26 protein-coding genes are annotated in these 24,623 nt (G+C 58.4%); 14 read left to right on the top strand and 12 right to left on the bottom strand.

Annotated features, from left to right (window positions below; genetic code table 11):
- The first annotated feature begins 31 nt into the window (after positions 1 to 31).
- On the top strand, positions 32 to 271 hold the full coding sequence (locus tag EGY12_RS20560) for a YoaH family protein (protein ID WP_123895183.1): 240 nt from the start codon (positions 32 to 34) through the stop codon (positions 269 to 271).
- A 34-nt stretch (positions 272 to 305) separates the two neighbouring features.
- Here the strand turns inward: EGY12_RS20560 and purT are convergent, their stop codons facing one another.
- On the bottom strand, positions 306 to 1,484 hold the full coding sequence (purT, locus tag EGY12_RS20555) for a formate-dependent phosphoribosylglycinamide formyltransferase (RefSeq protein ID WP_123895182.1): 1,179 nt from the start codon (positions 1,482 to 1,484) through the stop codon (positions 306 to 308).
- 246 nt (positions 1,485 to 1,730) lie between these two features.
- Here purT and cspC point away from each other — a divergent pair, with 246 nt between their 5' ends.
- From cspC to yebF, 5 genes are all read left to right on the top strand, one after another.
- Entirely contained in the window at positions 1,731 to 1,940 is a 210-nt protein-coding gene (cspC, locus tag EGY12_RS20550; RefSeq protein WP_004927572.1) for a cold shock-like protein CspC, read from the top strand.
- A gap of 147 nt (positions 1,941 to 2,087) precedes the next feature.
- Positions 2,088 to 3,470: an ATP-dependent RNA helicase DbpA gene (gene dbpA, locus EGY12_RS20545; RefSeq protein WP_123895181.1), complete on the top strand. Its 1,383-nt coding sequence runs from the start codon at positions 2,088 to 2,090 to the stop codon at positions 3,468 to 3,470.
- Between the two features lie 88 nt (positions 3,471 to 3,558).
- Positions 3,559 to 3,882, top strand: a complete 324-nt coding sequence (locus EGY12_RS20540; RefSeq protein WP_123895180.1) for a YebG family protein — start codon at positions 3,559 to 3,561, stop codon at positions 3,880 to 3,882.
- 39 nt (positions 3,883 to 3,921) lie between these two features.
- Positions 3,922 to 4,230 carry a N(4)-acetylcytidine aminohydrolase gene (gene yqfB / locus EGY12_RS20535; protein WP_004927562.1) on the top strand — a complete coding sequence of 103 codons (309 nt, stop codon included), beginning with the start codon at positions 3,922 to 3,924 and terminating at the stop codon, positions 4,228 to 4,230.
- Positions 4,231 to 4,300: 70 nt separating this feature from the next.
- Entirely contained in the window at positions 4,301 to 4,660 is a 360-nt protein-coding gene (yebF, locus tag EGY12_RS20530) for a protein YebF (RefSeq protein WP_123895179.1), read from the top strand.
- 63 nt (positions 4,661 to 4,723) lie between these two features.
- On the opposite strand, the gene EGY12_RS20525 is transcribed toward yebF, so the two are convergent.
- From EGY12_RS20525 to mdtH, 5 genes are all read right to left on the bottom strand, one after another.
- The gene (locus EGY12_RS20525) at positions 4,724 to 5,287 is read right to left on the bottom strand and encodes a lipoprotein (RefSeq protein ID WP_004927555.1); all 564 of its coding nucleotides are present in this window, start codon (positions 5,285 to 5,287) and stop codon (positions 4,724 to 4,726) included.
- A gap of 152 nt (positions 5,288 to 5,439) precedes the next feature.
- On the bottom strand, positions 5,440 to 7,080 hold the full coding sequence (locus EGY12_RS20520; RefSeq protein WP_123895178.1) for an AarF/ABC1/UbiB kinase family protein: 1,641 nt from the start codon (positions 7,078 to 7,080) through the stop codon (positions 5,440 to 5,442).
- 36 nt (positions 7,081 to 7,116) lie between these two features.
- The gene (gene grxB, locus EGY12_RS20515) at positions 7,117 to 7,764 is read right to left on the bottom strand and encodes a glutaredoxin 2 (protein WP_123895177.1); all 648 of its coding nucleotides are present in this window, start codon (positions 7,762 to 7,764) and stop codon (positions 7,117 to 7,119) included.
- Positions 7,765 to 7,891: 127 nt separating this feature from the next.
- Positions 7,892 to 8,140, bottom strand: a complete 249-nt coding sequence (locus EGY12_RS20510; RefSeq protein WP_049202450.1) for a hypothetical protein — start codon at positions 8,138 to 8,140, stop codon at positions 7,892 to 7,894.
- Between the two features lie 72 nt (positions 8,141 to 8,212).
- Positions 8,213 to 9,418, bottom strand: a complete 1,206-nt coding sequence (gene mdtH, locus EGY12_RS20505; protein WP_123895176.1) for a multidrug efflux MFS transporter MdtH — start codon at positions 9,416 to 9,418, stop codon at positions 8,213 to 8,215.
- A 346-nt stretch (positions 9,419 to 9,764) separates the two neighbouring features.
- On the opposite strand from mdtH, the gene rimJ reads away from it, so the two are divergent.
- The 4 genes from rimJ (at position 9,765) to murJ (ending at position 13,558) form a co-directional block, all read left to right on the top strand.
- The gene (gene rimJ / locus EGY12_RS20500) at positions 9,765 to 10,349 is read left to right on the top strand and encodes a ribosomal protein S5-alanine N-acetyltransferase (RefSeq protein ID WP_025159814.1); all 585 of its coding nucleotides are present in this window, start codon (positions 9,765 to 9,767) and stop codon (positions 10,347 to 10,349) included.
- Positions 10,350 to 10,358: 9 nt separating this feature from the next.
- Positions 10,359 to 11,003: a YceH family protein gene (locus tag EGY12_RS20495; protein ID WP_123895175.1), complete on the top strand. Its 645-nt coding sequence runs from the start codon at positions 10,359 to 10,361 to the stop codon at positions 11,001 to 11,003.
- Complete coding sequence (locus tag EGY12_RS20490) at positions 10,996 to 11,916, top strand: Gfo/Idh/MocA family protein (protein WP_123895174.1); 921 nt, start codon at positions 10,996 to 10,998, stop codon at positions 11,914 to 11,916. The genes EGY12_RS20495 and EGY12_RS20490 overlap by 8 nt, the downstream gene beginning before the upstream one ends.
- A 106-nt stretch (positions 11,917 to 12,022) precedes the next feature.
- Positions 12,023 to 13,558 (top strand): murein biosynthesis integral membrane protein MurJ, encoded by a 1,536-nt coding sequence (gene murJ, locus EGY12_RS20485; RefSeq protein ID WP_123895173.1) that lies wholly within the window; start codon positions 12,023 to 12,025, stop codon positions 13,556 to 13,558.
- A gap of 62 nt (positions 13,559 to 13,620) precedes the next feature.
- Here murJ and argS read toward each other — a convergent pair whose 3' ends face one another.
- A complete protein-coding gene (gene argS / locus EGY12_RS20480; RefSeq protein WP_049202455.1) occupies positions 13,621 to 15,351 on the bottom strand; it encodes an arginine--tRNA ligase in 1,731 nt (576 codons plus the stop codon).
- Positions 15,352 to 16,192: 841 nt separating this feature from the next.
- Between argS and EGY12_RS20475 the strand changes: the two genes are divergently transcribed.
- Complete coding sequence (locus EGY12_RS20475; protein WP_123895172.1) at positions 16,193 to 16,759, top strand: VOC family protein; 567 nt, start codon at positions 16,193 to 16,195, stop codon at positions 16,757 to 16,759.
- On the opposite strand, the gene EGY12_RS20470 is transcribed toward EGY12_RS20475, so the two are convergent.
- Positions 16,756 to 17,904 (bottom strand): MalY/PatB family protein, encoded by a 1,149-nt coding sequence (locus EGY12_RS20470; protein WP_123895171.1) that lies wholly within the window; start codon positions 17,902 to 17,904, stop codon positions 16,756 to 16,758. The genes EGY12_RS20475 and EGY12_RS20470 overlap by 4 nt on opposite strands.
- Before the next feature lie 101 nt (positions 17,905 to 18,005).
- On the opposite strand from EGY12_RS20470, the gene cutC reads away from it, so the two are divergent.
- From cutC to EGY12_RS20455, 3 genes are all read left to right on the top strand, one after another.
- Positions 18,006 to 18,764, top strand: a complete 759-nt coding sequence (gene cutC / locus EGY12_RS20465) for a copper homeostasis protein CutC (RefSeq protein WP_123895170.1) — start codon at positions 18,006 to 18,008, stop codon at positions 18,762 to 18,764.
- A gap of 422 nt (positions 18,765 to 19,186) precedes the next feature.
- Positions 19,187 to 19,591 carry a hypothetical protein gene (locus tag EGY12_RS20460; protein WP_049202462.1) on the top strand — a complete coding sequence of 135 codons (405 nt, stop codon included), beginning with the start codon at positions 19,187 to 19,189 and terminating at the stop codon, positions 19,589 to 19,591.
- Positions 19,588 to 21,438 (top strand): FKBP-type peptidyl-prolyl cis-trans isomerase N-terminal domain-containing protein, encoded by a 1,851-nt coding sequence (locus tag EGY12_RS20455; RefSeq protein ID WP_172962941.1) that lies wholly within the window; start codon positions 19,588 to 19,590, stop codon positions 21,436 to 21,438. Before EGY12_RS20460 ends, EGY12_RS20455 begins: the two co-directional genes overlap by 4 nt.
- 35 nt (positions 21,439 to 21,473) lie before the next feature.
- Here EGY12_RS20455 and cmoB read toward each other — a convergent pair whose 3' ends face one another.
- The 4 genes from cmoB to EGY12_RS20435 form a co-directional block, all read right to left on the bottom strand.
- A complete protein-coding gene (gene cmoB, locus EGY12_RS20450) occupies positions 21,474 to 22,445 on the bottom strand; it encodes a tRNA 5-methoxyuridine(34)/uridine 5-oxyacetic acid(34) synthase CmoB (protein ID WP_123895169.1) in 972 nt (323 codons plus the stop codon).
- Positions 22,442 to 23,185: a carboxy-S-adenosyl-L-methionine synthase CmoA gene (cmoA, locus tag EGY12_RS20445; protein ID WP_123895168.1), complete on the bottom strand. Its 744-nt coding sequence runs from the start codon at positions 23,183 to 23,185 to the stop codon at positions 22,442 to 22,444. The genes cmoB and cmoA overlap by 4 nt, the downstream gene beginning before the upstream one ends.
- A gap of 102 nt (positions 23,186 to 23,287) precedes the next feature.
- Positions 23,288 to 23,683 carry an MAPEG family protein gene (locus EGY12_RS20440; protein ID WP_004932387.1) on the bottom strand — a complete coding sequence of 132 codons (396 nt, stop codon included), beginning with the start codon at positions 23,681 to 23,683 and terminating at the stop codon, positions 23,288 to 23,290.
- 102 nt (positions 23,684 to 23,785) lie between these two features.
- Positions 23,786 to 24,601, bottom strand: coding sequence for a DUF72 domain-containing protein (locus EGY12_RS20435; RefSeq protein ID WP_123895641.1), 816 nt, complete (start codon positions 24,599 to 24,601; stop codon positions 23,786 to 23,788).
- Between the last annotated feature and the right edge of the window lie 22 nt (positions 24,602 to 24,623).

Here is a 24,623-nt window from a genome sequence, read left to right as displayed (position 1 = left end):
TCCTTCTCCCTTTTGCAGGAGAGAACGACACATGCATGCAGGTATGCCATTACTGAGTCACGCGGAGCAGCAGGAAGCGGCGGATCGCATCCATCAACTGATGGAGCAAGGCATGAGCAGCGGGGAAGCCATTGCTCGCGTTGCGCAGGAAATTCGTGAGAAGCATCAGGGCGCTCAGGTTGCGGTACTGTTCGATGACGAAGACGAGCAGCATGATGCCGCACCAGAGGCGTCGCGGGATGACGATGCTGAAGAAGACGAAGACTATTGATGTTATCGGGGCCGCGCAAGCGGCCCCGTCAGTTTCAGCCGTTAATCGCCACGGCGGCAGCGGCTTGTTTCGCCAGCTCCACCGCCTGTTCCGTCGTGTCCGCCGTCGCCAGTGCTACGCCCAGACGACGTTGCCCGGCGATCTCCGGTTTGCCGAACAGGCGTAACTGGTTGTGCCCGCGCAGCGCGTTTTCCAGCCCGCTGAAGCGTACATCGGTGCTGGTGAGCTGTGGCAGGATCACTGCCGAAGCAGAAGGGCCGAACTGGCGGATAGCGCCGATCGGCAAACCGAGAAACGCACGAACGTGCAGGGCAAACTCGGACAGATCCTGTGAAATCAACGTGACCATGCCGGTATCATGCGGGCGTGGCGACACTTCGCTGAAGATCACTTCGTCGCCACAGACAAACAGCTCCACGCCGAACAGGCCGAAACCGCCCAAAGCCTTCACCACTTTCTCGGCGATAGTCTGGGCCTGGCTCAGCGCCGTGGCAGACATGCGTTGCGGCTGCCAGGATTCGCGATAGTCCCCATCCTCCTGACGATGGCCGATCGGCTCGCAAAAATGCACGCCGTCCACGGCGCTGATGGTCAGCAGTGTGATTTCAAAATCAAATCTCACCAGCCCTTCGACAATCACCCGGCCGCCGCCGGCTCGGCCACCCTGTTGGGCATAGTCCCAGGCGCTTTGCAACTGCTCAGGCGTGCGGATCAGACTTTGACCTTTACCGGAAGAACTCATAACCGGTTTGACGATGCACGGGTAGCCGATGTGCTCGACTGCCTGTCGGAAAGTCGCCTCGCTGTCGGCAAAGCGGTAGCTGGAGGTGGGCAGGCCGAGTTCTTCCGCCGCCAGACGGCGGATGCCTTCACGGTTCATCGTCAGGCGTGTGGCTTCGGCGCAGGGCACCACGCGGTGGCCCAGACGTTCAAGTTCAACCAGCATGGCGGTGGCGATCGCTTCGATTTCGGGAACGATATAGTCTGGCTGCTCTTGTTCGATAACGGCTTTCAGCGCCTCGCCGTCCAGCATATTGATGACGTGGCTGCGGTGCGCCACATGCATGGCGGGGGCATCGGCGTAGCGATCGACGGCGATCACTTCCAAACCGAGGCGTTGGCATTCAATGGCGACTTCTTTACCCAGCTCCCCGGAGCCGAGCAACATAACGCGGGTGGTGGAAGGGCGCAGGGCGGTTCCAATCGTTAACATAGTTTCGTACCTGGATCGGTGAAAATAAGCGGATTGATGATCGGCGGGCAGTATATACGAAAACGATTGCGCGCACAGCCGCCGCGCAAAGTTTGTTGCTAACTTACTGTTTTTATAACAGGAAGAAATATTTGCCCTGCATGGGCGATTATGCGTTAATAACCGACGGCGAAAGAAGGCCTATATATCGCAAGGTTTTCGCGTCTCGTGCCGTCAAGGCAGGTTTATCAAGTAAAGGAAACACAAATGAGCAAGATCACTGGTCACGTTAAATGGTTCAACGAAAGCAAAGGTTTCGGCTTCATCACGCCTGCCGACGGCTCTAAAGACGTTTTCGTTCATTTTTCCGCTATCGTTAGCGATGGTTTCAAGACCCTGGCGGAAGGTCAGCAGGTTGAGTTCTCCATCCAGGACAGCCAACGTGGCCCAGCCGCGGCCAACGTCGTTGCTATTTAACGACTGAGCCGCCAAGAAACCCGCCGCCGGCGGGTTTTTTTATGCCCGCTGCCCGTAACGTTGCCCATCTCTGTTATCATTTACCGCTGATTCGGCGCCAGCCTGCGGGCGCGCCGCCATTCCATTCGTCATATAAGAGTTATCGCCGTGAGCACAGTTTCTTTTTCTTCCCTGCCTCTGCCAGCCGAACAGTTGGCCAACCTCAACGAATTGGGGTACGCCAAAATGACACCGGTGCAGGCCGCCGCGTTGCCCGCCATCCTGCAAGGGCGAGACGTGCGCGCCAAGGCGAAAACCGGTAGCGGTAAAACGGCTGCGTTCGGCATTGGTTTGTTGAATAGCATCGCCGTTGCTCAGGTTGCCACACAGGCGCTGGTGCTCTGTCCCACCCGTGAGCTGGCCGATCAGGTGAGCAAAGAATTGCGCCGTCTGGCGCGCTTCACGCAAAACATCAAAATCCTGACGCTGTGCGGCGGCCAACCTATGGGGCCACAGCTCGATTCGCTGGTGCACGCGCCGCATATCGTGGTGGGAACGCCGGGCCGCATCCAGGAGCATCTGCGCAAGAAAACGCTGCTGCTGGGCGAGCTGAAGGTGTTGGTGCTGGATGAGGCCGACCGTATGCTGGACATGGGCTTCGCCGACGACATCGACGATGTAATCAGCTACACGCCACAGCAGCGTCAGACGCTGCTGTTTTCTGCCACCTACCCGGCGGGCATCGAACGTATCAGCGATCGCGTTCAGCGCCAGCCGCTGAGCGTTGAAGTGGACGATGACGAGGCGCAGACCGCCATTGAACAACGCTTCTATGAAACCACGCGCGATCAGCGCCCGGCGCTGTTGGTATCGGCCATTCGTTATCATCAACCTGCGTCCTGCGTGGTGTTCTGCAATACCAAACGCGATTGCCAAACGGTGCTTGATGCCCTGGAGGCCCGCGGCATCAGCGCACTGGCGCTGCATGGCGATCTCGAGCAGCGCGACCGCGATCAGGTGTTGGTGCGTTTCGCCAACCGCAGTTGCCGAGTGTTGGTGGCAACCGACGTCGCCGCTCGTGGGCTGGACATCAAAGAGCTGGAGCTGGTGGTTAACTACGAACTGGCGTTCGATCCCGAAGTGCATGTGCACCGTATCGGTCGCACCGGCCGCGCCGGCATGAGCGGGCTGGCGATCAGCCTGTGTACGCCGCAAGAAATGGCGCGGGCGCATGCGATTGAAGACTACCTGCAGCTGACCATCGACTGGGCGCCGGTGTCCGAACTGAGCGGAGCCGCCAATGGCTCGCTGGAGGCGGAGATGGTGACGCTGTGCATCGACGGCGGCCGTAAGGCGAAGATCCGCCCTGGCGATATCCTTGGCGCGCTGACCGGCGATGCCGGGCTGACGGCGGCGGAAGTGGGCAAGATCGACATGTTCCCGGTGCATGCCTACGTCGCGATCCGTAAAGCCAGCGCGCGCAAGGCGCTGCAGCAGCTGCAACAGGGCAAAATCAAAGGCAAGAACTGCAAGGTGCGGCTGCTGAAATAAGCCGAAGGCGGGCGGCGGTTTGCCTTCCCGCTACTATCTATTTATACTGTATATAATTACAGTTATTTGAGTATTTGAGGACGCACGCATGGCGGTTGAAGTTAAATATGTGGTGGTGAGAAACGGTGAGGAAAAAATGACTTTCGCGAGCAAGAAAGAAGCCGACGCCTACGACAAAATGCTGGATTTGGCGGATAACCTCGGAGAGTGGCTGCAACAGGCGCCGCTGAACCTGGACGACGAACAGCGCGAAGGGCTGAGCTTCTTCCTGGCAGAGAATAAGGACGCGCTGGGTCTGATTCTGCGCGGCGCATCACCGGCGGAAATCGGCCAGAAACCGACGGAAGCGAAAGCAAAAAAGGCAGCTTCTAACTCAAAAGAGGGATCTGCGTCAGAAAAGCAAGCGGCATAATGGCTTATGTTGCGGTGTTGTGATGAAAAAGGATCTAAAATGAGCCGTGAAATAACTTTCTTCAGCCGCTTTGAGCAAGACATTCTGGCTGGGCGCAAAACCATCACCATTCGGGATGCCAGCGAGTCGCATTTCGAACCGGGTGAGGTGTTGCGCGTAAGCCGCAATGAAGACGGCGTATTTTTCTGCTTTATCGAAGTGCTGTCGGTAACGCCGGTGCGCCTGGATGCGCTGACCGAACGCCATGCACAGCAGGAGAACATGTCGCTCGGCGAACTGAAGCAGGTGATCAAGGAAATCTATCCGGGCTTGGATGCGCTGTTTGTCATCGAGTTCGTCAAACGGTAACCCCTTGCCGAAACCCTGTTGTGAGCCAGGGATGGGCGCCCGGATAGCGCTAATCACAACGGGAGGACATATGAAAAAAATGGGTTTGGCTATCGCCTTGTTGGCCATGATGGGAGCATCGACTGCGGTGTCGGCACAGGATCAAGAGCAACGCACCGCCAAGGTGGGGTTGTGTGCAGGCCTGCAGCCGGCGGATATTGCCGCCCAGGTCAAGCGTGATTTCTTGCAAAACCGCATTACGCGTTGGGAGGCGGACAAAAAACTGCTGGGCACCGCAACCCCGATCGCCTGGGTCAGCCCGGATGCCATCACCGGCAAGGATCAGGTGTGGCAAGTGCCGCTGACGGTGCGGGGTACCAAGATGGATAAAACCTACAACGTGACGCTCAACTGCAACACTGGCGAGATCGCCTACAGCGCGCCGCAGTAATACTTTCCTGGCAATAACAATGAAAAGCCCGCCGGTCGGCGGGCTTGATGCATCAAGGCGAGATCAGTCGCTAAACGGGATCACCAATTCACCCGGCTTCACTTCCAATCCCTTCGCCAGTTTTTTCGCCAGCGCTTCGGTTTTGCTGTTGTCAGGATTCAGCACATAAGCCGGCTTTTGGTCGAAGTAGGACTTCAGCGACTGGTTCAGGTATGGCGTCAACGCTTTCATGACCGTCTGCATTTTTTCCGGTTGTACGCTGTAATCGGTCAACTCCATATCCTTCAGATAAATGGCGCCCTGCGCACGGTCGTAAACCGGCTGCGCTTTCAGCGTCAGCTTCAAATCCGCCGCCTGCGGGCCGAGAATCGACGTGATGTTGACCTTGGCGTCGCCGGATAGGGTGACTTTACCCGGTTCACTGCGGCCGATCTGGCTTTGCAGCTGAGTCAGCACGATGTTGGCGTCCACCAGGCCAGGCACGCCAATCTGTTTCTGATAGTCGTTGTGTTTCTGCAGGTAGTCATTCACTTCCTGCTCGCTCAGGGTGTATTGGGTCAGTTGATTGCAACCGGCCAATACGCCGGCGAACAGCAGGGCGGCTGCGCCCATCAGGATCTTCTTCATTAATGCCTCATTGCGACTGCTGGCGAAAAGTGCTGCAGATAATTGATTAATCATTATAAACGCTCCGCCCACGCGTGAAAACGGCAGGCGGCGATGTGCAGAGGATAGTGCGCGCAAAAGCGGGCAAGACCTATCGGATAACGCCGAAAGCGTCAGCGCCGCAATCGCAGCGCCAAGAGAATCACGCCGGCCAGGCAGGCCGCGCCCCCCAACAGCGGGAACAGCGGAATGCCCCACAGCTGCAGCGACGAATGCATCAGATAAGGCGCCAGCCCCAAGGCAAAAGCGGCGGTGACGATGGCGATGGCCAGGGTGACAGCGGCGCGCTCCAGCGCTTTGCTCAACTGGCCGAGATTACTGACGTTGATATCGGCATTGAGCTGCCCGCGTTTTAGGCGACGCACCAACAGCCGTAGGGTTTGCGGCAGTTCTTCTCCGGCATCGAGCGCCTCCCCGCCCAGGGCCAACAGCCGCTGGCGCACGGCGTCGGGGGCGTAGCGCTGCAGCACCGTTTGTTGCAACATCGGTTTGAGCGTGGCCACGATGTCGAAGGCCGGATCCAACCGATGCAGCACGCCGTCGGCGGTGATTAATGCCTTGAACAGTAGCACCAGATCGGGCGGTAGCGCCAACTGGTGTTCGCGCGCCATCACCAGCAGGTCGGTCAAGGCTTTACCCAGCGTCAGGGTGGCGGCGGCCTGCTTGTCGAGAAAGTTTTGTGCCGCCAACTCCAGATCCATCAGGTCCAACGGTTCGCTATCCGACCAGGCGATCAGCGTGTTGACGATGCCTTCGGACTGGCGATCGGCGATGGCCTGCAGCAGCAGGAGCAACTGGTTGCGCCGCCGCTCGGACAGCTGGCCAACCATGCCGAAGTCGATAAAACCGACGCGGTCACCGCTCAGCGCCATGACGTTGCCGGGGTGCGGATCGGCGTGATACAGCCGATGTTCCAGCACCATGCTCATAAAGGCGCGGGCGCCGCGTTGCGCCAGCAGTGGGCCATCAAAGCCCGCTGCCGCCAGCTGTTCAGGGCTTTCCGGCGCGGTGCCGGGCAAGTATTCCTGCACTAACAGGCGAGGAGAAGAGTATTGCCAATAGATTTTCGGCACCACCACGTCGGGTTGACGTGCGAACATCCCGGCAACGCGGTCGCAGTTATGGCCTTCGTGGGTCAAATCCAGCTCGTGATTGAGCGCCGTCGCCAACGCTCTGACCATCTGCCGTGGCCGATAGCGTGCCAGCGCAGGGCTCTGCTGCTCCACGGTCTCCGCCAGCGAGGCCAGCAGCCGCAGATCGGCGTGGATGGTTTTCGCCAGACCGGGCCGCAGCACTTTTACCACCACTTGCTCACCGCTGTGCAAGCGTGCGCGGTAGATTTGCGCCATCGACGCCGCAGCCAGCGGCGTGCGATCGAATTCGGCAAACCGCTGTTCCGGTTCGCCCCCCAGATCGGCAATGATTTGCGACGCCAGCGTTTCCCATGGCAACACCGCCGCCTGGCTGTGCAGACGATCCAGTTCGTCGGTCCAGGCCGGATCCAGGAGATCAGAACGCGTGGCCAGGATCTGACCGAATTTGACGAAGGTGGGGCCCAACGCCTCGAGCGCTTCGCGCAGCCGCTCAGGCAGGGTTTGTGCATCCTGCGGGGCGGATTCGCCGCGGGCACCGCGTAGCAAGACCCCCAGGCCCAGCAGGCGCAGAACGTCTTGCAGACCGTAACGGATCAGAACGGAGGTTATTTCCTTCAGCCGCGCCCGATCGCGAGCGGTGGCGATCACCATTTTCAACATCAGTACGCCATATCCTTATTTGTCACTTCTTGGAAGTTATTGTTCCATATCCAGCAGCAACGGTACCTCGCTGCGCTGCGCCATGCGGTTGCGGTAGGCTTCCACATTGTCCGGCAGCGCAACCCCAGCGACGATCGACAATGAGCGTAACATCGGGAACAGGTGAATATCGTCCTCGGACAGCTCGCCGTTTACCGCTTCGGCGGAGACGATCAGCGGTGATAGCGCTTGCAGGTCGGCTTCAAGCTCGGCGATCAGATCGGCACTGTTGGCGAGATGCTCGGCAAAATCACCGATCGACGCCTGCTTTTTATCGATAAAGTAACGGCGGGCGCTGTCGGTGGCGAACTCTTCGAAATCGGCATGCGCAATACGCGGCAGCAGCAATTTGGCGCTGTAGCTGCCGACCCGCTGCAGCCACTCGGCGATGGCCGGGTTGGTGCTGCCGGTCAGCACCGGTTTGCCGTCCAGGTTATCGACATAGCGCACGATATCAAGGCTTTCCGGCATCGCTTCGCCGTCGTCTTTGACCAGGATTGGCGCCATTTTTTTGCCGATCAGGTTGAACGGGGTCGTTTCATCGTCGTTGAGCAATGTGACCAGGCGAATCGGCAGGTGCTTCAGGCCGAAAATCATGCGGGCTTTAACGCAGAATGGGCAATGATCGTAAATGAACAGTTTCATGCTTGCTCCGGGTTGTCAGGTTTTAACAGCAATAGTTACCACAGCTTACCGAGGCTGTCTTGAAGCGCGTGTGTTGGATGGTGCGTTATTGCGACATTGCCCGCGCAACAGGCGCGGGCGAGGGGCGTTATTTCTTGGCCGGAACCGAGTTGAGCACGTCGATCAGGTGAATGCGGGCCTGTTCCAGATCGACCTGATCGCGCTCGTTGGCGGCGGAGACGACCTGCAGCTGTTTGATGATGTCGCTTTTCAGCGCGCTGTCGCCGGCGATGATATGGGCCAGCGCTTTTTCCACCAGGGTAGAGCGCGCATAAATCATGCGCAGGTTCAGTATCATATGTTCGAGCAGTTGCGGTAACTTCGCTTCTTCAATCATGCCGACGGGCTCCTGTGGGGTTTTTACTAACAGGATAGCAGCTGCTGCCGATTCGGCCGGATTTCTATGGCGTTAACCGCCGCGCAGCATCATCGAGGCGCTGCGCCGAGGGCTGAACTGCCAATACAGTGCCAGCAGCGTGGCAAAACCGACGGCCCCGAGCAGCAACCAGGGCAGTTCCGGCATATTCATCGCCCGTCCGGTATCATACATCCAGCCGCCGCCGGTATAGCCCAACGCGCCGCCCAGCGCCAGACCGAGACGACTGAAGCCCATGTAGCTGCCGCGCGCACGCGGATCGGCCAGCGAAGCGCTCAGCGTTTCGCGCGCCGGCTCGGCGATAATCGAGCCCAGATAGAAGCAGCAGATCAGCGTGAAGACTCCCTGCAGGCTGGTGGCGAGACCGATCGGCAGCAGGCTGAGCGTCATCAGCAGCAGGCCCACCATCAGGCGCTGCTCAAGCCGGAAGTGTTTTTCTCCCCAACGCGCCAACGGATAGAGCAGCGATAACGACAGCGCCGCTTCGATCGCGTACATCCATTTCACCGCCGCCGGCGAACCGGCAATTTCGTTGACCACGATTGGCATCATCAGCATCACCTGCACCGCCAGCATGTAGTAACCGGTCAGCGTCAGGACATAGGTGAGGAAGCGGCGATCGCGCAGGACCCGCAACATGCCTTCTTTCATCGGCACGCGCACGGTGGAGATGCGATAAGCCGGCAGTAACCAGGCGTTCCAGCCGGCGGCCAGCACGAAGATCGCCGCCCCGACCCAGCAGACAAAGTGAAAATCGTACTGCAGCAGCCAACTGCCAATCAGCGCGCCGACCACCGCGCCGGCGCTGTCCTGCATCATCAGCAGCGAGAAAAAGCGGCCGCGCTCGTGCGGACGGGTCAGTTTGATCACCAAAGCGGTGCGCGGCGGATCGAATAAGGTGCCGCCGAGGGCGGAAAGCGCGCAGGAGAACCACAGTATCCAGGGCTCGTCGGCCATCGCCATGGTGGCGAACCCGGCGGCGCGCAGCAGCATGCCGGTGACGATCATCGGCTTGGCGCCGAAGCGATCGGCGATGGCGCCGCCAAAGATGCCGAGCCCTTGTTGCAACAGCTGGCGCAAACCCAGCGCGATGCCGACGATCAGCGCCGCCCAGCCCAGCTGATCGACGAAGCGGATCGAAATAAGCGGAAAAACGACAAAGAAGCCTAACACCACCAGCAGGTTGTCGAGCAACAGAAAATATTTACCCAAGCTGCGCGCTTGCGATACCAGAGACATGCTTCACCATGAGCAATTAAGAAAGAAGGGGGAGACAGCTGTTCCATTCTCTACCCAATTCCCGTACGGCGACAGGGGCGGCATAGATAATATTTTTTTATCGTCAAGGTGTTACCTGAGCTGCAAAATTGGCGGAAAAACGCCGTAAAACGCGTATTCGGCGATTTACTGAGCGGCCGGGATTTTACCTCGGGGGCGGGCTACGGTTATATTGGATGCAGGGAAGCGCAGTTCTGCGGCGCTATTGGCAAAATAAAACCATGGCAAAAGGTCGGCACAGGATAATGATCCGCTCGGCTTCCTAATAAATACTTCTTATCGAACCGTTTTGACTGCGGGGGAAATGATGTTCGGCTATCGCTCTGCATCGCCAAAAGTACGTCTTACAACCGACCGGATGGTGGTCCGTTTAGTGCATGAACGGGATGCCTATCGCCTGGCGGACTATTATGCCGAGAACCGGACCTTTCTCAAACCCTGGGAGCCGGTGCGCGACGAAAGCCACTGCTATCCTTCCGGCTGGCAGGCGCGCCTGGGCATGATCACCGAAATGCAAAAGCAGGGCAGCGCCTACTATTTTATCCTGCTCGATCCGGAAGAACAGGAAGTGCGCGGCGTGGCGAACTTCAGCAACGTGCTGCGCGGTTCGTTTCACGCCTGTTTCCTCGGTTATTCGCTGGGGGAAAAATGGCAGGGGCAAGGGCTGATGTTCGAAGCCCTGCAGTCCGCTATCCGCTATATGCTGCGCCAACAGCGCATGCACCGCATCATGGCCAACTATATGCCGCACAACCAGCGCAGCGGCGCACTGCTGACGCGTCTGGGATTCGAACGCGAAGGTTACGCCAAGGATTACCTGCTGATCGACGGCAAGTGGCAAGACCACGTTTTGACGGCATACACCAATAAAGAGTGGCTACCCCCACGTTGAGGCCAAACGATGAAATATGAATTGAACGCCAAAGAGGCCCGTGTTATCGGCTGCCTGTTGGAAAAACAGGTCACGACCCCGGACCAATACCCGCTTTCGCTTAACGCCATTACCCTGGCGTGCAACCAAAAAACCAACCGCGAGCCGGTCATGGATCTGAGCGAAAGTGAAGTGCAGCAACTGCTCGATCTGTTGCTGCGCAAACATTTCCTGCGCACCCTTAGCGGGTTTGGCAACCGTGTAGTCAAGTATGAACAGCGGTTTTGCAACTCCGAGTTCGGCCAACTGAAACTCTCGCCCGCCGAACTGGCGGTGATCGCCACCTTATTGCTGCGCGGCGCGCAAACGCCGGGCGAGCTGCGCACCCGCACCAATCGGATGCACGAGTTCAGCGATGTCAGCGAGGTCGAGCAGGTGCTGCAGCAGCTGGCCACGCGCGAAGACGGCCCGTTCGTGGTGCGCCTGGCGCGTGAGCCGGGCAAGCGTGAAAGCCGCTTCATGCATCTGTTCAGCGGCCAGATTGATGAGGCGCCGGCGGCGCTTGAGTCTGAGGACGACGGCGACCTGAGCGCCAGGGTCAGCGCATTGGAAAACGAAGTGTCGGAATTGAAACGGCTGGTGCAACATCTGTTGACGAGGGAAGCGAATGACTAAATTGCGTGTGGGCGTGGTGGGATTGGGCAGTATTGCGCAGAAGGCTTACCTGCCAATCCTCGGCCAGGCGGCGGACTGGACGCTGGTGGGCGGTTTTTCGCCCAATCAGCAAAAAGCGCAGCCGTTGTGTGACAGCTACCGCATGGCCTGTTTCTCCCGCCTGGACAGCCTGGCCGAACAGTGCGACGCGGTCTTTGTCCACAGCAGCACTGCCAGCCATTTTTCCGTGATAGGCGAGCTGCTGAACCGCGGCGTGCACGTTTACGTCGATAAGCCGCTGGCGGAAACGCTGGAGCAGGGCGAGCAGTTGCTCGAACTGGCCGAGCGGCGAGGCAAAACGCTGATGGTGGGGTTCAACCGCCGTTTCGCGCCGCTTTATCGGCAGCTCAAACAGCAAATGAACCAACCGGCTTCCATTCGCATGGACAAACATCGGGAGGACAGCGTCGGCCCGCACGATCTGCGTTTTACCCTGTTGGATGACTACCTGCACGTGGTGGACACCGCACTGTGGCTGGCGGGCGGACGTGAGCAGTTGCTGAGCGGCCGTTTGCAGGCCAACGCCGCCGGTGAAATGCTGTATGCCGAGCACCACTTCGCCTGCGGCGACACGCAGGTGACGACCAGCATGCATCGCCGGGGCGGCAGCCAGCGTGAAAGCGTGCAGGCGGTGACCGACGGCGCGCTGTATCAGTTGACCGACATGCGCCACTGGCGGCGTGAAGATGCCCAGGGCGAGTTGGAACAGCCGGTGCCGGGCTGGCAAAGCACGCTGGTGCAACGCGGCTTCGACGGAGCGGTGCGGCATTTTCTCAGCGCCGTTGCCAACCAGAGCGCGCCGGAAACCGGCGGAGAACAGGCGCTGATCGCCCAGCGGGTGGTCGAGCGTTTGCTGCGGGATAACTCTATGTAACATATGGCGGTAGCTATTCTTTTCCGGATGCGTAAACTGAGCCGATTGTTTCACTGACGCCTGCTGTTGCAGGCGTTGATATTTACGGTACCTATCAGACAACCACATGAACCTACTCAAATCCTTGGCTGCCGTCAGCTCGATGACGATGTTTTCGCGGGTGTTGGGCTTTGCCCGCGATGCGATCGTCGCGCGCGTGTTCGGGGCCGGCATGGCAACGGACGCCTTCTTCGTGGCGTTCAAACTTCCAAATCTGTTACGCCGTATCTTTGCCGAAGGGGCATTTTCGCAAGCCTTCGTGCCGATCTTGGCCGAATACAAGAGCCAGCAGGGTGAAGAGGCGACACGCACCTTTATCGCCTATGTCTCCGGGTTGCTGACGCTGGTGCTGGCGGTGGTCACGGTGCTGGGGATGCTGGCCGCGCCCTGGGTTATCTATCTCACTGCGCCGGGCTTTACTGATACGCCCGACAAGTTTGCCCTGACGTCGGCGCTGCTGCGCATTACATTCCCCTATATTCTGTTAATCTCACTGGCGTCGCTGGTGGGGGCCATTCTCAATACCTGGAACCGCTTCTCGATCCCGGCCTTTGCGCCAACGCTGCTTAACGTCAGCATGATCGGCTTCGCGCTGTTCGCCGCCCCGTATTTCAACCCGCCGGTGCTGGCGCTGGCCTGGGCGGTCGTGGTGGGCGGCGTGTTGCAGCTGGGTTATCAGTTGCCGCACCTGCGCAAGATCGGCATGCTGGTGCTGCCGCGCCTCAAGCTGGGCGATGCCGGGGTCTGGCGCGTGATGCGCCAGATGGGGCCGGCGATCCTTGGGGTGTCGGTCAGCCAAATCTCGCTGATCATCAACACCATTTTCGCTTCGTTCCTGGTGTCCGGCTCGGTGTCCTGGATGTACTACGCCGACCGCCTGATGGAGTTTCCTTCCGGCGTGCTGGGCGTGGCCTTGGGCACTATCCTGCTGCCGTCGCTGGCCAAAAGCTTTTCGAGCGGCAACCACGACGAGTATTCGCGCCTGATGGATTGGGGGTTGCGTCTGTGCTTCCTGCTGGCGCTGCCGAGTGCCATCGCGCTCGGCATTTTGGCCAAGCCGCTGACCGTTTCGCTGTTCCAGTATGGCAAGTTCAGCGCTTTTGACGCGGCGATGACGCAGCGTGCGTTGGTGGCTTACTCGGTAGGGCTGATGGGGCTGATCGTGGTTAAAGTGCTGGCGCCGGGCTTCTATTCGCGGCAGGACATCAAAACGCCGGTCAAGATCGCCATCATCACGCTGATCATGACGCAGGTGATGAACCTGGCGTTTATTGGCCCACTGAAACATGCCGGCCTGGCGCTGTCGATCGGTTTGGCGGCTTGTCTGAATGCCTCGCTGCTGTATTGGCAGTTGCGCAAGCAGAAGATTTTCCAGCCGCAGCCGGGGTGGGCGCTGTTCCTCACTAAGCTGGTGATCGCCGTGTTGGTGATGTCGGCGGTGTTGATTGGCGCGATGTGGCTGATGCCGGCCTGGGATCAGGGCAATATGCTGGAGCGTTTGCTGCGCTTGGCTGCGGTGGTGGTGGCTGGCGTGGTGGCGTACTTCGGCGTACTGGCCGGGTTGGGCTTCCGCCCGCGTGATTTCGCGCGCCGCGTCGCCTAAGCCGAATGAAAGCATAAAAAAAGGTCGCCTGGGCGACCTTTTTGCTTTCTGGGTGGCGCAGTTTACATGCGTTCGACGGTTTCGATGCCCAGCGTATCCAGACCGGTTTTCAGCGTTTTCGAGGTCAGCAGCGCCAGTTTCAGGCGGCTCTGACGCGCTTCTTCGCTGTCGGCGTTCAGGATCTGGCAGTGCTCGTAGAAACCGGAGAACAGGCCGGCCAGATCGTACAGGTAGCTGCACATGACGTGAGGCGTGCCTTCACGCGCGACGGTGGTGAGCACCTCTTCGAACTGCAGCAGACGGGTGGCCAGCGCAATTTCGCGCTCTTCGGTCAGCGTCAGTGGCAGCGTCAGGCTGGTTTCGTCGATGCCGGCGCGTTTGAATACCGATGCCACACGGGTATAGGCGTATTGCATATAAGGCGCGGTATTGCCTTCGAAGGCCAGCATGTTATCCCAGTCGAAGACGTAGTCGGTGGTGCGGCTTTTCGACAGATCGGCGTATTTCACCGCGCCGATGCCGACCACGCGGGCCACGGTTTTCATTTCGTCTTCCGGCATGTCCGGGTTTTTGCCGGCGATCAGCTGTTCAGCGCGTTCGATGGCCTCATCCAGCAGATCGGAGAGCTTCACCGTACCGCCCGAGCGGGTTTTGAACGGCTTGCCGTCTTTGCCCAGCATCATGCCGAACATGTGGTGTTCCAGCGAGACGGACTCCGGCACGTAACCGGCCTTGCGCACGATGGTCCAGGCCTGCATCAGGTGCTGATGCTGGCGGGAGTCGATGTAATACAGGACGCGGTTGGCGCCCAGGGTTTCATAGCGATACTTGGCGCAGGCAATGTCGGTAGTGGTATAGAGGTAGCCGCCATCCTTTTTCTGGATGATGACGCCCATCGGGTCGCCGTCCTTGTTCTGGTATTCGTCGAGGAACACCACGGTGGCGCCTTCGCTTTCCACCGCCAGCCCTTTGGCTTTCAGATCGGAGACGATGCCCGGCAGCATTGCGTTATACAGGCTTTCGCCCATCACGTCGTCTTCGGTCAGCGTGACGTTCAGACGGTTATAAGTCAGTTGGTTTTGCGCCATGGTGATGTCGACCAGCTTGCGCCACATTTTCAGGCAGTACTGATCGCCGCCCTGCAGCTTAACGACGTAAGCGCGTGCGCGCTCGGCGAACTCGGCATCCTCGTCGTAATGTTTCTTGGCTTCGCGGTAGAACTGTTCCAGATCGGACAGGCCCATGTCACTGGCGTTTTCATTCTGCATTTTTTCCAGGTAGGCAATCAGCATGCCGAACTGGGTGCCCCAGTCGCCGACGTGGTTGGCGCGGATCACTTTATGGCCCAGAAACTCCTGGGTACGTGCCGCGGCGTCGCCGATAATCGTGGAGCGCAGGTGGCCGACGTGCATCTCTTTCGCCACGTTCGGCGCGGAGTAATCGATAACGATGGTTTGCGGCTCAACCGGCGCGATGCCCAGTTTCGGTGCGTTCAGCACCAAGTCGGCCTGGCGCGCGACCCAGTCGCTGTTCAGGAAAATGTTGATAAAGCCGGGGCCGGCGATTTCCACTTTACCGGCGACGTCGCCGAGATCCAGCAGCTGCACCACTTTTTCCGCCAGCTGACGGGGCGGCATGCCCAGTTTTTTGGCGACGGACATCACGCCGTTGGCCTGGTAATCACCAAACTGCGCCTTGGCGGATGGGCGTACCTGCGCTTCGCAATCGGCTGGCGCGCCAGCGGCGATCAGCGCCTGACTGACTTTATCTGAAAGAAGAACCTGAATATTCACCGGGTTACCTTAATGACGAACGAGGGGCTGAAGCCAACCCCTGTGGGATTTAACGGTGGCGGGCGCCGGCGCACGATGGGCGCGGCGACCACCACAAAACAGCCTGCAATTGTAACCGATCTGACGGAGTCCGTCAGCAGTTGGCGCGGCCGCAGCGATGAAACATTGTCGGATGCGGCGCGCAGGATGCAGTAAGGTGAAATATCGAGTGGCCGAAAGAGAAGGTAGGGCGGAGAGAGTTAGGAGGCTAACGTTTTTTATTGTGACGTCTGGCGTCCAGCGTATTGGTGCTGCGCGATTTAAAATGACGGTAGATGGCGTATACGGCGATAATTATCAACACCAAGGATATCGTCAGCAATAACATAATGATCATCTCGAATTTAAATTTTCTCCAAAGTAGCTGAGTTGTCTTGGCGAATCAATTACCTGAGGATGAATTAAGATAATCCTTAGTTTTTTATCAGTTAATTTGTTCTACTTTCGTTTTAATACAATGAGTTAATTATCACGTTTGCTGCGGCTTTGATGAGCGGGAAAGGGCTGGGCAAACCCAACCATTCAATCAGTTTAACCTGCTGGCAATGTATGATTTTGTGCAAAATAACTTAAATCATAACGTCATGGTAAAAGGGTATAATGCACTACGAAAAATCTTATTTTTTATTTTTTGTTGATTTTATAAGCTGTCATATTAATAAGTTCTCAGGTTTCTATTCCCCATGCACACAGTCGAAAATCATTCTTAACGGCAACCGAAAAACCTCGCAATGCTGGCGAGCGCTGTCGCCACCGTGTAAATTACGGCGTTTCACATGCGTACCGTTGTTTTGAGGTTTCTATGACCACCCCATTGCAGGCCATTGCCGAGCTGGACGACCTGGTGCTCGACCTGCCGCGTTTCGAGCAGGCATTGCATCAATTTGCCGCCAAATTGCGGCTTGATCTGGCCGCGTTTACCGCCGATCACATCTCTCTGCGCTGTCATCAGAACGCTACTGCCGAACGCTGGCGCCAGGGGCTGATGCAGTGTGGGACACTGCTGTCCAAGTCGATGATCAACGGGCGACCTATCTGTCTGTTCGATTTGTCGCAGCCGCTGGCCGTGGGGCCGTGGCAGATAGACTGCGTCGAGCTGCCGTATCCCGGGGAGAAACGCTATCCGCACGAAGGCTGGGAACACGTTGAGTTAGTGCTCGGCGGCGATCCGCAGACGCTGCACGCCCGGGCGTTGAGCCACCTCGCCGATGAAGCGCTGTTGGCCCCGGGGATCAAACTGAAGCAAAGCTCGCCAAAAGGCGAGGGCGAGCGTTTGCCAAACCCAACCCTGGCCATCACCGATGGAACGGTGACGATCAAGTTTCATCCCTATTCCATTCGGGACATCGTCGCCAGCGAGCAAGGCTAGGCATGCAGCGCCGCGCAGGCTTGTGCCATACGATCGAGCGCTTCATCGAGCAGGGCCCGACGGCAACCAAAGTTAAGCCGCACAAAGCGCCGGTCGCCGAAATCCAAACCGGCGCTTAACCCTACGCCCGCGCGTTCAAAGAACTGATGCGGGTTGTCCACCGGTAAAGTGCTGCAATCGATCCACGCCAGGTAGGTGGCCTCGATTGGCAAAACCGTCAACCCCGGCATGGCGTTGATGCGCTCGATCAGCCGATCGCGGTTGGCGCGCAGATAAATCAGCTGCTCGTCCAGCCAGGGCTGCCCGTATTGATAAGCCGCCTGCGCCGCCACCAGCGCCAGCAGATTGACCTCCGGCACGATGCCGCTGCGTGCGCGTTTCAGTTTTTGTCGCAGCGCTTCGTTGGGGACGATCGCCATTGAAGCGCCCAGCCCGGCGAGATTAAACGTCTTTGATGGCGACATCAGCGTCACGCTGCGTTGGGCCGCATCGTCATTCAAGGTGGCGAAAGGGATATGCCGCACGCCGGGTTCAAGCAGCAGCTCGCAGTGGATTTCATCCGAACAGACGATTAAACCGTGCTCGCGGGCGAACTGATGATGTTGCAACAATTCCTCTCGGCGATAAACAGTGCCTCCGGGATTCTGCGGGTTGCACAGCAGCAGGAGCTGCTCGTTGCCGCTGAGCGTTCCTTGTATCGCGGAAAAATCCAGAACCCAACGTTGGTCGACAGCCGTCAGCGGCACCGAGAGGTGTTTACGCCCGGCGAACTTGGCCGCTTTGCGAAACGGCGGATAAATAGGGGAAGGGGCCAGCGTACTCTGATGCGCTTCGGTGCAGGCGCGCGCGCACAGGTTCAAGCCGCACACCAGGCCAGGCAGGAAAATGATCCATTCAGGCTTGATGTGCCAGTCGTAGCGCTCTACCATGCGGCGGGTAAAAACCTCAACAAGATCAAGGGATGGGTGAGTGTAGCCGAATACGCCGTGCGCCACGCGCCGCTGCAAGGCTTCGATCACCGCCGGCGGTGAGGTGAAATCACTGTCGGCGACCCACAGCGGAATGATGTCGCGATCTCGATATTTATCCCACTTAACGCTGTCACTGTGACTGCGGTCTACCCATTGATCAAAATTGAATGCCATAGTTACAACCCTGAACCGGTTTATGCCTAAGCATGAGCCTACGTGAGAAATGAAGAAATGAACAATTGCCGCCGTATGTTGGCCGTTATCTGGGGGTGACAATGATAAAACTGGAAGTTTGTTGCTTTAGCGTCGACTGTGCGCTGACGGCCGAACGGGCAGGCGCCGATCGCATCGAGTTGTGCGCCAGCCAGAGCGAGGGGGGATTGACGCCGAGCTATGGCACGCTGCGTCTGGCGCGCGAGCGGGTTGCGATCCCGGTGCATCCGATCGTTCGTCCTCGCGGCGGTGATTTCTGCTACGGCGCGGTGGATTTCGAGGTGATCAAACAGGATCTCCGTCAGATCCGCGAGATGGGGTTCCCCGGCGTAGTGGTCGGCATGCTGGACGAAGAGGGGCATATCGATCTGCCGCGCATGCGCGAAGTGATGAAGCTGTGCGAAGGTATGGCGGTAACGTTCCATCGCGCGTTCGACATGTGCCAGAACCCGATGGTGGCGTTGGAACAACTGACCGAGCTGGGCGTAGCGCGCATTCTGACCTCCGGCCAACAGCAGAGCGCCGAACTGGGCCTGCCACTGCTGCGCGATTTGCGCCAGGCCAGTCAGGGGCCGGTGATCATGGCGGGCGCCGGCGTGCGCCTCAGCAATCTGCATAAGTTTGTCGACATTGGCCTGCACGAATTGCACAGCTCTTCCGGCCATCTGGTGCCGTCGACCATGCGCTATCGCAAGGCGGGCGTCACCATGTGTTCCGATAACGAGTTTGACGAATTTAGCCATTATTGCGTGGATGGCGAAATGGTGGAGGCGATGAAAAACGCACTGGCCTTGGTCGATCCCTTGGCGCAAAGTGCATAAACACGCAGCTAACCGTGTTTGACAGCCGGTTTCCGGGCCGTAAGACCCCTTTGCGTGTCACTGAGCCCTCGGCGATCACGCAAGTACCAGGCCCCGGCGTTTTGCCGGGGCTTTTTTTATACCTTGCAAAGACGAGGAACCCGCCTCAAGGCTGTTTCTCGGTCGAATTGCGCCCCATCTCTTCTTGCGCTCGTCATGTCCTGCTGATAAGTTTGTGAGTTAAAATCCTTTAATTATCATTTATTTAAATGATTTTTCGGTATGCATTGATATGGTGAATGTCTTGCGTCATGCCCCTTATCGCCACGTCTGCATTTTTTATAACCTGCCTTGCGGCAGGAACATCACAGCATCCATTGAGGAGAACCGTCGGCACAGCCACAGAGCGCGTCGCCGGCGGATTAAACAAGGAGATAACGATAATGACCCGAACGGCACACTGTTTGACCGCGGCGCTTTTACTGACGTTGACCCTGACCGGCTGCCAGACCGCCAAGCGACCTGTTCCTACATCAAGTAAGCCGCCCAGCGCAGAGGAAATTGCAGAACAAGACAAGCGGCAGCGTGAAGCCGAACGTATGCAACAGTGCCAGCGCGAGTTGGATGCCATGCGAGGGATGGATAACGAGAAATACCAAAAATTCAAACGTGAATTCGATACCTTGATGGGGGGCGCAGCGCAGTATGCCGGGGTTCGCCAGCGGGTCAACACGGGCACGCAGGAAACCGTCGATGCCCTATATCGTTATCGCACCAGCCGTCTCTGCGCAGATATCAGTTCTGCCATGATGACCGGCCTGGCTGAGCGTGGAGAACGCACCCAATGAGTCTTCGTGCGAGAAAGGCGTTGCTGAGCCTGATGATACCGCTGGCATTTGCGCCAGCGGTGGCCGTAGCGGATGACGATGTGCCGGCATTATTGCAGTTTGCCGAGCGTTACCAGCAGCAGGAGGCACCGGCAGCGGATGCTGATACCGTCGTCACCCCCGCCAAGGAAACTCAAAAGCCGGCGTCCCGGCCGGTTCAAACTCGTGAAACGATCGCGCAGAGAAAGCAACTGGCGCAGTTGCAAAAAACGCTGCGCGTGAAAGAGGCTCAATTGGAGCAACAGCAAGCCGCTCTTCAATCCCTGCAGCAAGAGCTGACCGCGTTGCGGGTTGCGTCATCCCTGACGTCTGCCGATAAACCGGTGCCTGCTCCCGATCTGAGCGCGTTGAGCGACTTTGCCAGCGGTGTACGACAGGCGCTGAACCTGACGCCACAGGAGCGGAAGGCTCGGGCGCAGATCGCCGAAGCGCAGGCAGCGTTAGCGCGGGAAAAACAACAAACCGAGGAGCGCGATCGGCGCATCGCCTTGCTGGAACAACGGCTGGCGGCATTGCCTAAACAGTCTGATAACGCGCGGCAGCAAGCCTGGCAGGAGAAGTTGGCGGCGGCGCAGGCCGCCAGCGATAAAGCGCGCCAGCGTTATGAGCAGGATAAAAAAGCGGCCGCCGCTGAGTTGGAACAACAGAAGGCGGAGGCTGCCAGGCTGACGGGTGAACTTCAGCAGCAGCTGACGCAGCTGCAGAAAGAGCGTGATGGTCAACGCCAACAGGCCGAGCAGCAAGAGAAAAGTCTGAAGGCGGCGCTGGCGCAGCAAAGGGCCGAAGCCGCCAAGGCGGCGGGTGAACTTCAGCAGCAGCTGGCGCAGCTGCAGAAAGAGCGTGATGGTCAACGCCAACAGGCCGAGCAGCAAGAGAAAAGTCTGAAGACGGCGCTGGCGCAGCAAAAGGCCGAAGCCGCCAAGGCGGCGGGTGAACTTCAACAGCAGCTGACGCAACTGCAGGAAAAACACAAGACGCAAACCGAACAGGCTAAGGCGTTGGAACAACGTTTGGCGGTGGTAACGGCCGAAAGCGCGCAGGCTGCACAGCAGCGGGATAAAGCGACACTGCAGGCGGATAAAACGGCAACGGAGCTGGCGGCCGCCCATCAGGCGCAGCAAGCTTTGCAAGACGAGCTGAGCGGGCTGAGAGCGCGGGCCAAATGGCTGCCGGATGCGCAGGCGCTCAAGAAAAAGCCGGAGCAGCAGAGCTATGCTGCCGGTGTCGCTTTGGGACGCGATATTCAAACGATGCTGGCGGAGCGTAAAAATTGGGGCATCAATCCCGATAAAACCGTGCTGCTGGCGGGCGTGATCGATACCTTCAACGGCCATTACCAACTAAGCGATGCACAGTTGACCAACGCGCTGGCGGAGTCGGAAAAAGCGGTGAACGACGCCAGAAATCAGGCGGCGAAGACGCAGACCAGCAAAGGTGAGGCATTCGTCGCCGAGTTCAAAAAGAAGAAGGGCACGCAGAAGTCGCCTGCCGGTTTCTGGTATCGCATTGATTATGCGGGTGATGAAACCATTAAAGATAATGCGCGGGTAGACATCGTGGTGAAAGAGAGCTTAACCGATGGCAGCGTGATTCAGGATATGGATCGCAGCGGGAAGGTGATGTCGCAGCCGCTCTCCGCCTATCCGCCGTTGTTCCGCGAGGCGATCGGCCATCTGAAAAATCATGGCTCGCTGACGATGGTGGTGCCGCCGGAGTTGGCTTACGGTGAAACAGGCTATGCGCCGCAGATCCCGCCGAACGCGACGATGGTGTATGAACTGCGGATTGTCGATGTCAGCAACGGGTAAACACGGGCCGGCGCAGGCCGGCCCGATTAGCGTCGCTAGGGCTTTTTGGCGGTCAGCACGGCACGCAGCGGCGCCGGATAGCCTTCGACCGTTTTACTGCGATCGTTCGGATCGAGGAATTCGGCCAGCGACTCGCTGGTCATCCAGTCGGTGCGGCGCTGCTCTTCGAGGCTGGTGACGCACATATCGGCGATCTTCACGTCGACGAAGCCACACTTCTCCAGCCAGCATTTCAGCGCTTCGGCAGAAGGGATGAAATACACGTTGCGCATCTGCGCATAACGGTCGCCCGGCACCAGCACCTGATGGCGATCGCCTTCCACCACCAGCGTTTCCAGCACCAGTTCACCTTCAGACACCAGCTGGTTTTTCAGCTGATACAGATGATCGAGCGGAGAACGGCGGTGATACAGCACTCCCATCGAGAATACGGTGTCGAACGCCGCCAGGTCCGGCAACTGCTCAATGCCGAGCGGCAGCAGGTGGGCGCGCTGATCGCCGCCCAACAGCTTGCGCACCGCTTCGAACTGGCACAGGAACAGCTGCATCGGATCGATGCCTACGGCGAAGTGGGCACCAGCGCCGATCATGCGCCACAGGTGATAACCGCTGCCGCAGCCGACGTCGAGAATGGTACGGCCGGCGAGCGGGGAAATGTGCGGCAGCACGCGATCCCATTTCCAGTCGGAATGCCATTCGGTATCGATATCGATGCCATACAGCGAGAATGGCCCTTTACGCCATGGCATCAGGGTGCGCAGCATTTTCTCGATGCCCTCGAGCTGGCCCGGCGACAGGCCGGGTTCCATTTCGGCTCGTACGCCGTGCAGCAGATCGAGGTGGGTTGGGGTCAGCGTCGGCAAATGTTCTACCGAGTTGAACCACTGTTTGAATTTGCCGTGCAGCGATTCGCGTTGCCAGGCGCTGAGCTGCGCGGGCAGGGTATCCAGCCAATGGCTGAGGGGGCTCTTGGCAATATGCTGATAGAAATCACCGAACTCGATCATTGCGCATCCCCCGCTTTCAGGGCGATCAGCGAACCGAAGTTGAAGCATTGGAACCACACTTCGGCATGCTCGAACCCGGCTTGATGCAGACGCGCTTTGTGCGCTTCCACCGAATCGGTCAGCATCACGTTTTCCAACATGCTGCGTTTTTGGCTGATCTCCAGCTCGCTGTACCCGTTGGCGCGTTTAAAATCGTGGTGCATGTTGAACAGCAGCTCGCCGACTTTGGCGTCTTCAAAGCTGAACTTCTCCGACAGCACCAGCGCGCCGCCCGGGCGCAGGCCACGATAGATTTTCTCCAGCAGGCGCAGGCGATCGGCAGGTTCAAGGAACTGCAGCGTAAAATTCAGCACTACCATCGAGGCGTTCTCGATGTCGATATCGCGAATGTCGGCTTCGATGACGTCGACCGGCGTATCGGCGCGGAAGGCATCGATATGGCGGCGGCAACGTTCCACCATCGCCGGCGAATTGTCGACGGCGACGATATTGCAGCCGGGCACCTTGATATTCCGCCGCATCGACAGCGTCGCCGCGCCCAGCGAGCAGCCCAGGTCATACACCCGGCTGTCGGGTTGCACAAAGCGTTCGGCCAGCATGCCGATCATCGAGATGATGTTGGAATAGCCGGGAACGGAGCGTTGGATCATGTCGGGGAACACTTCGGCAACGCGTTCGTCGAAGGTCCAGTCGCCCAATTTGGCGATGGGGGCGGAGAAAAGGGTATCGCGGTTTGGCATAGCGGCAAATCAGTTCAGAATTCGAAGCTGCGTAGTCTAACAGAAAAGCGTAAAAAAGCGGAGCGGAAGCAGGCGGCGCGGCCGCCTGATGATAAAACGGGATCAATGCAGACTGAAAATCAGATCCCAAGGCAGATAGAAGATATTTGCCAGAACCATCAACAGCAAAGAGATATAGGTCGCGGCCATGCCAGAACGGCGCCAACGAACCTCACGATTGCGCAAACCGTAGTAATGCACCAGCCGCCCGGCCATCAGCATCAGGCCGCAGAGGTGAATCATCCAGATCTCCGCGCCGTTCATCTCCATGATCACCAGCAATACGGCAGCGATAGGAATGTATTCAACGGCGTTGCCATGTACGCGGATGGCGGTCTGCAATTCGTAGAAACCACCGTCGCCATAGGCTACGCGGTACTGCATCCTTAATCTGACTACGTCATAAGAGAGTTTGATCAACAACAATGCGCCGAGCACTACATAAAGCGCGCTTACCATTTTTAACTCCGTTCCCTAACCAAAACTGGCAGCCAGCATCATAGCCGTCATTGTATTCACTGTCGCGGGGAAATATTTGATGTTATTGGTCAGATTAATAGGTCAAAACAGCGCATCCTGTTCCGGCCAGTCTGGCGGCGCAGGCAAATCGGGGATCGCCAGGCGCAGCTGTTGCCAAATTTTTTGCGCCTGCTGGGGCGAGTCGCCGTTGTCCGGCGTATGAATAAACAGATAAGGTTGATGCTGTTGCTGCCACAGCGGCAGCTTTTGTTGCCAGGCTTCGAACCAGCGTAGGTTGTCGGCCAGCTGATCGCCGCCGATAAAGCGCACCAGCGGCTGGTCGGCGGTGACCAGGGCATGCACCGGCAGCCTCGGCTTTTTTTGCTGCGCATCGCGCACGGCGGCGGTATGGGGAGCGGCGTGATGCACCGGGCGGCTGTCGAGGATCACCCGATTGATGCCGCGCTGGTGCAATCCCTGATTCAGCGCACGCTCTTCCTCGCCCTTGGCGAAAAACGCCGGATGACGCACTTCAACGCCGTAGGTGAATTCCTTCGGCAGGCTTTCGAAGAATTGCCACATGCGCGGCAGCTCGTCAGGGCCGAAAGCGGCGGGCAGCTGCAGCCACAGTTGGCCGATGCGCTGATGCACCGGGCTCAGACAGTGATAAAACACCTGCAGCTCGGCGGCGCAGTTGCGCAGGGCTGCCTTGTGGCTGATGTCCGACGGAAATTTGAAGCAGAAGCGGAAATCGTCGCCGGTCATGTCACGCCAGCGCTGCACGATTTCCAGCTTCGGCAGCGCGTAGAAGGTCGTATTGCCTTCCACGCAGTTGAAGTAGCGGCTGTAATCCGCCAAATCACGCAGCCCGATACGGTTCCAGGCCGCATGTTGCCACTGCGGCAGTCCGATGTAGATCATGGCGTTGTCTTCCTTTACT

It is taken from the genome of Serratia sp. FDAARGOS_506, from assembly GCF_003812745.1.
Classification (GTDB): Bacteria; Pseudomonadota; Gammaproteobacteria; order Enterobacterales; family Enterobacteriaceae; genus Serratia.
The sequence above is the reverse complement of the archived record's forward strand: the minus strand, read 5'-3'. Positions and strand labels throughout refer to the sequence as shown.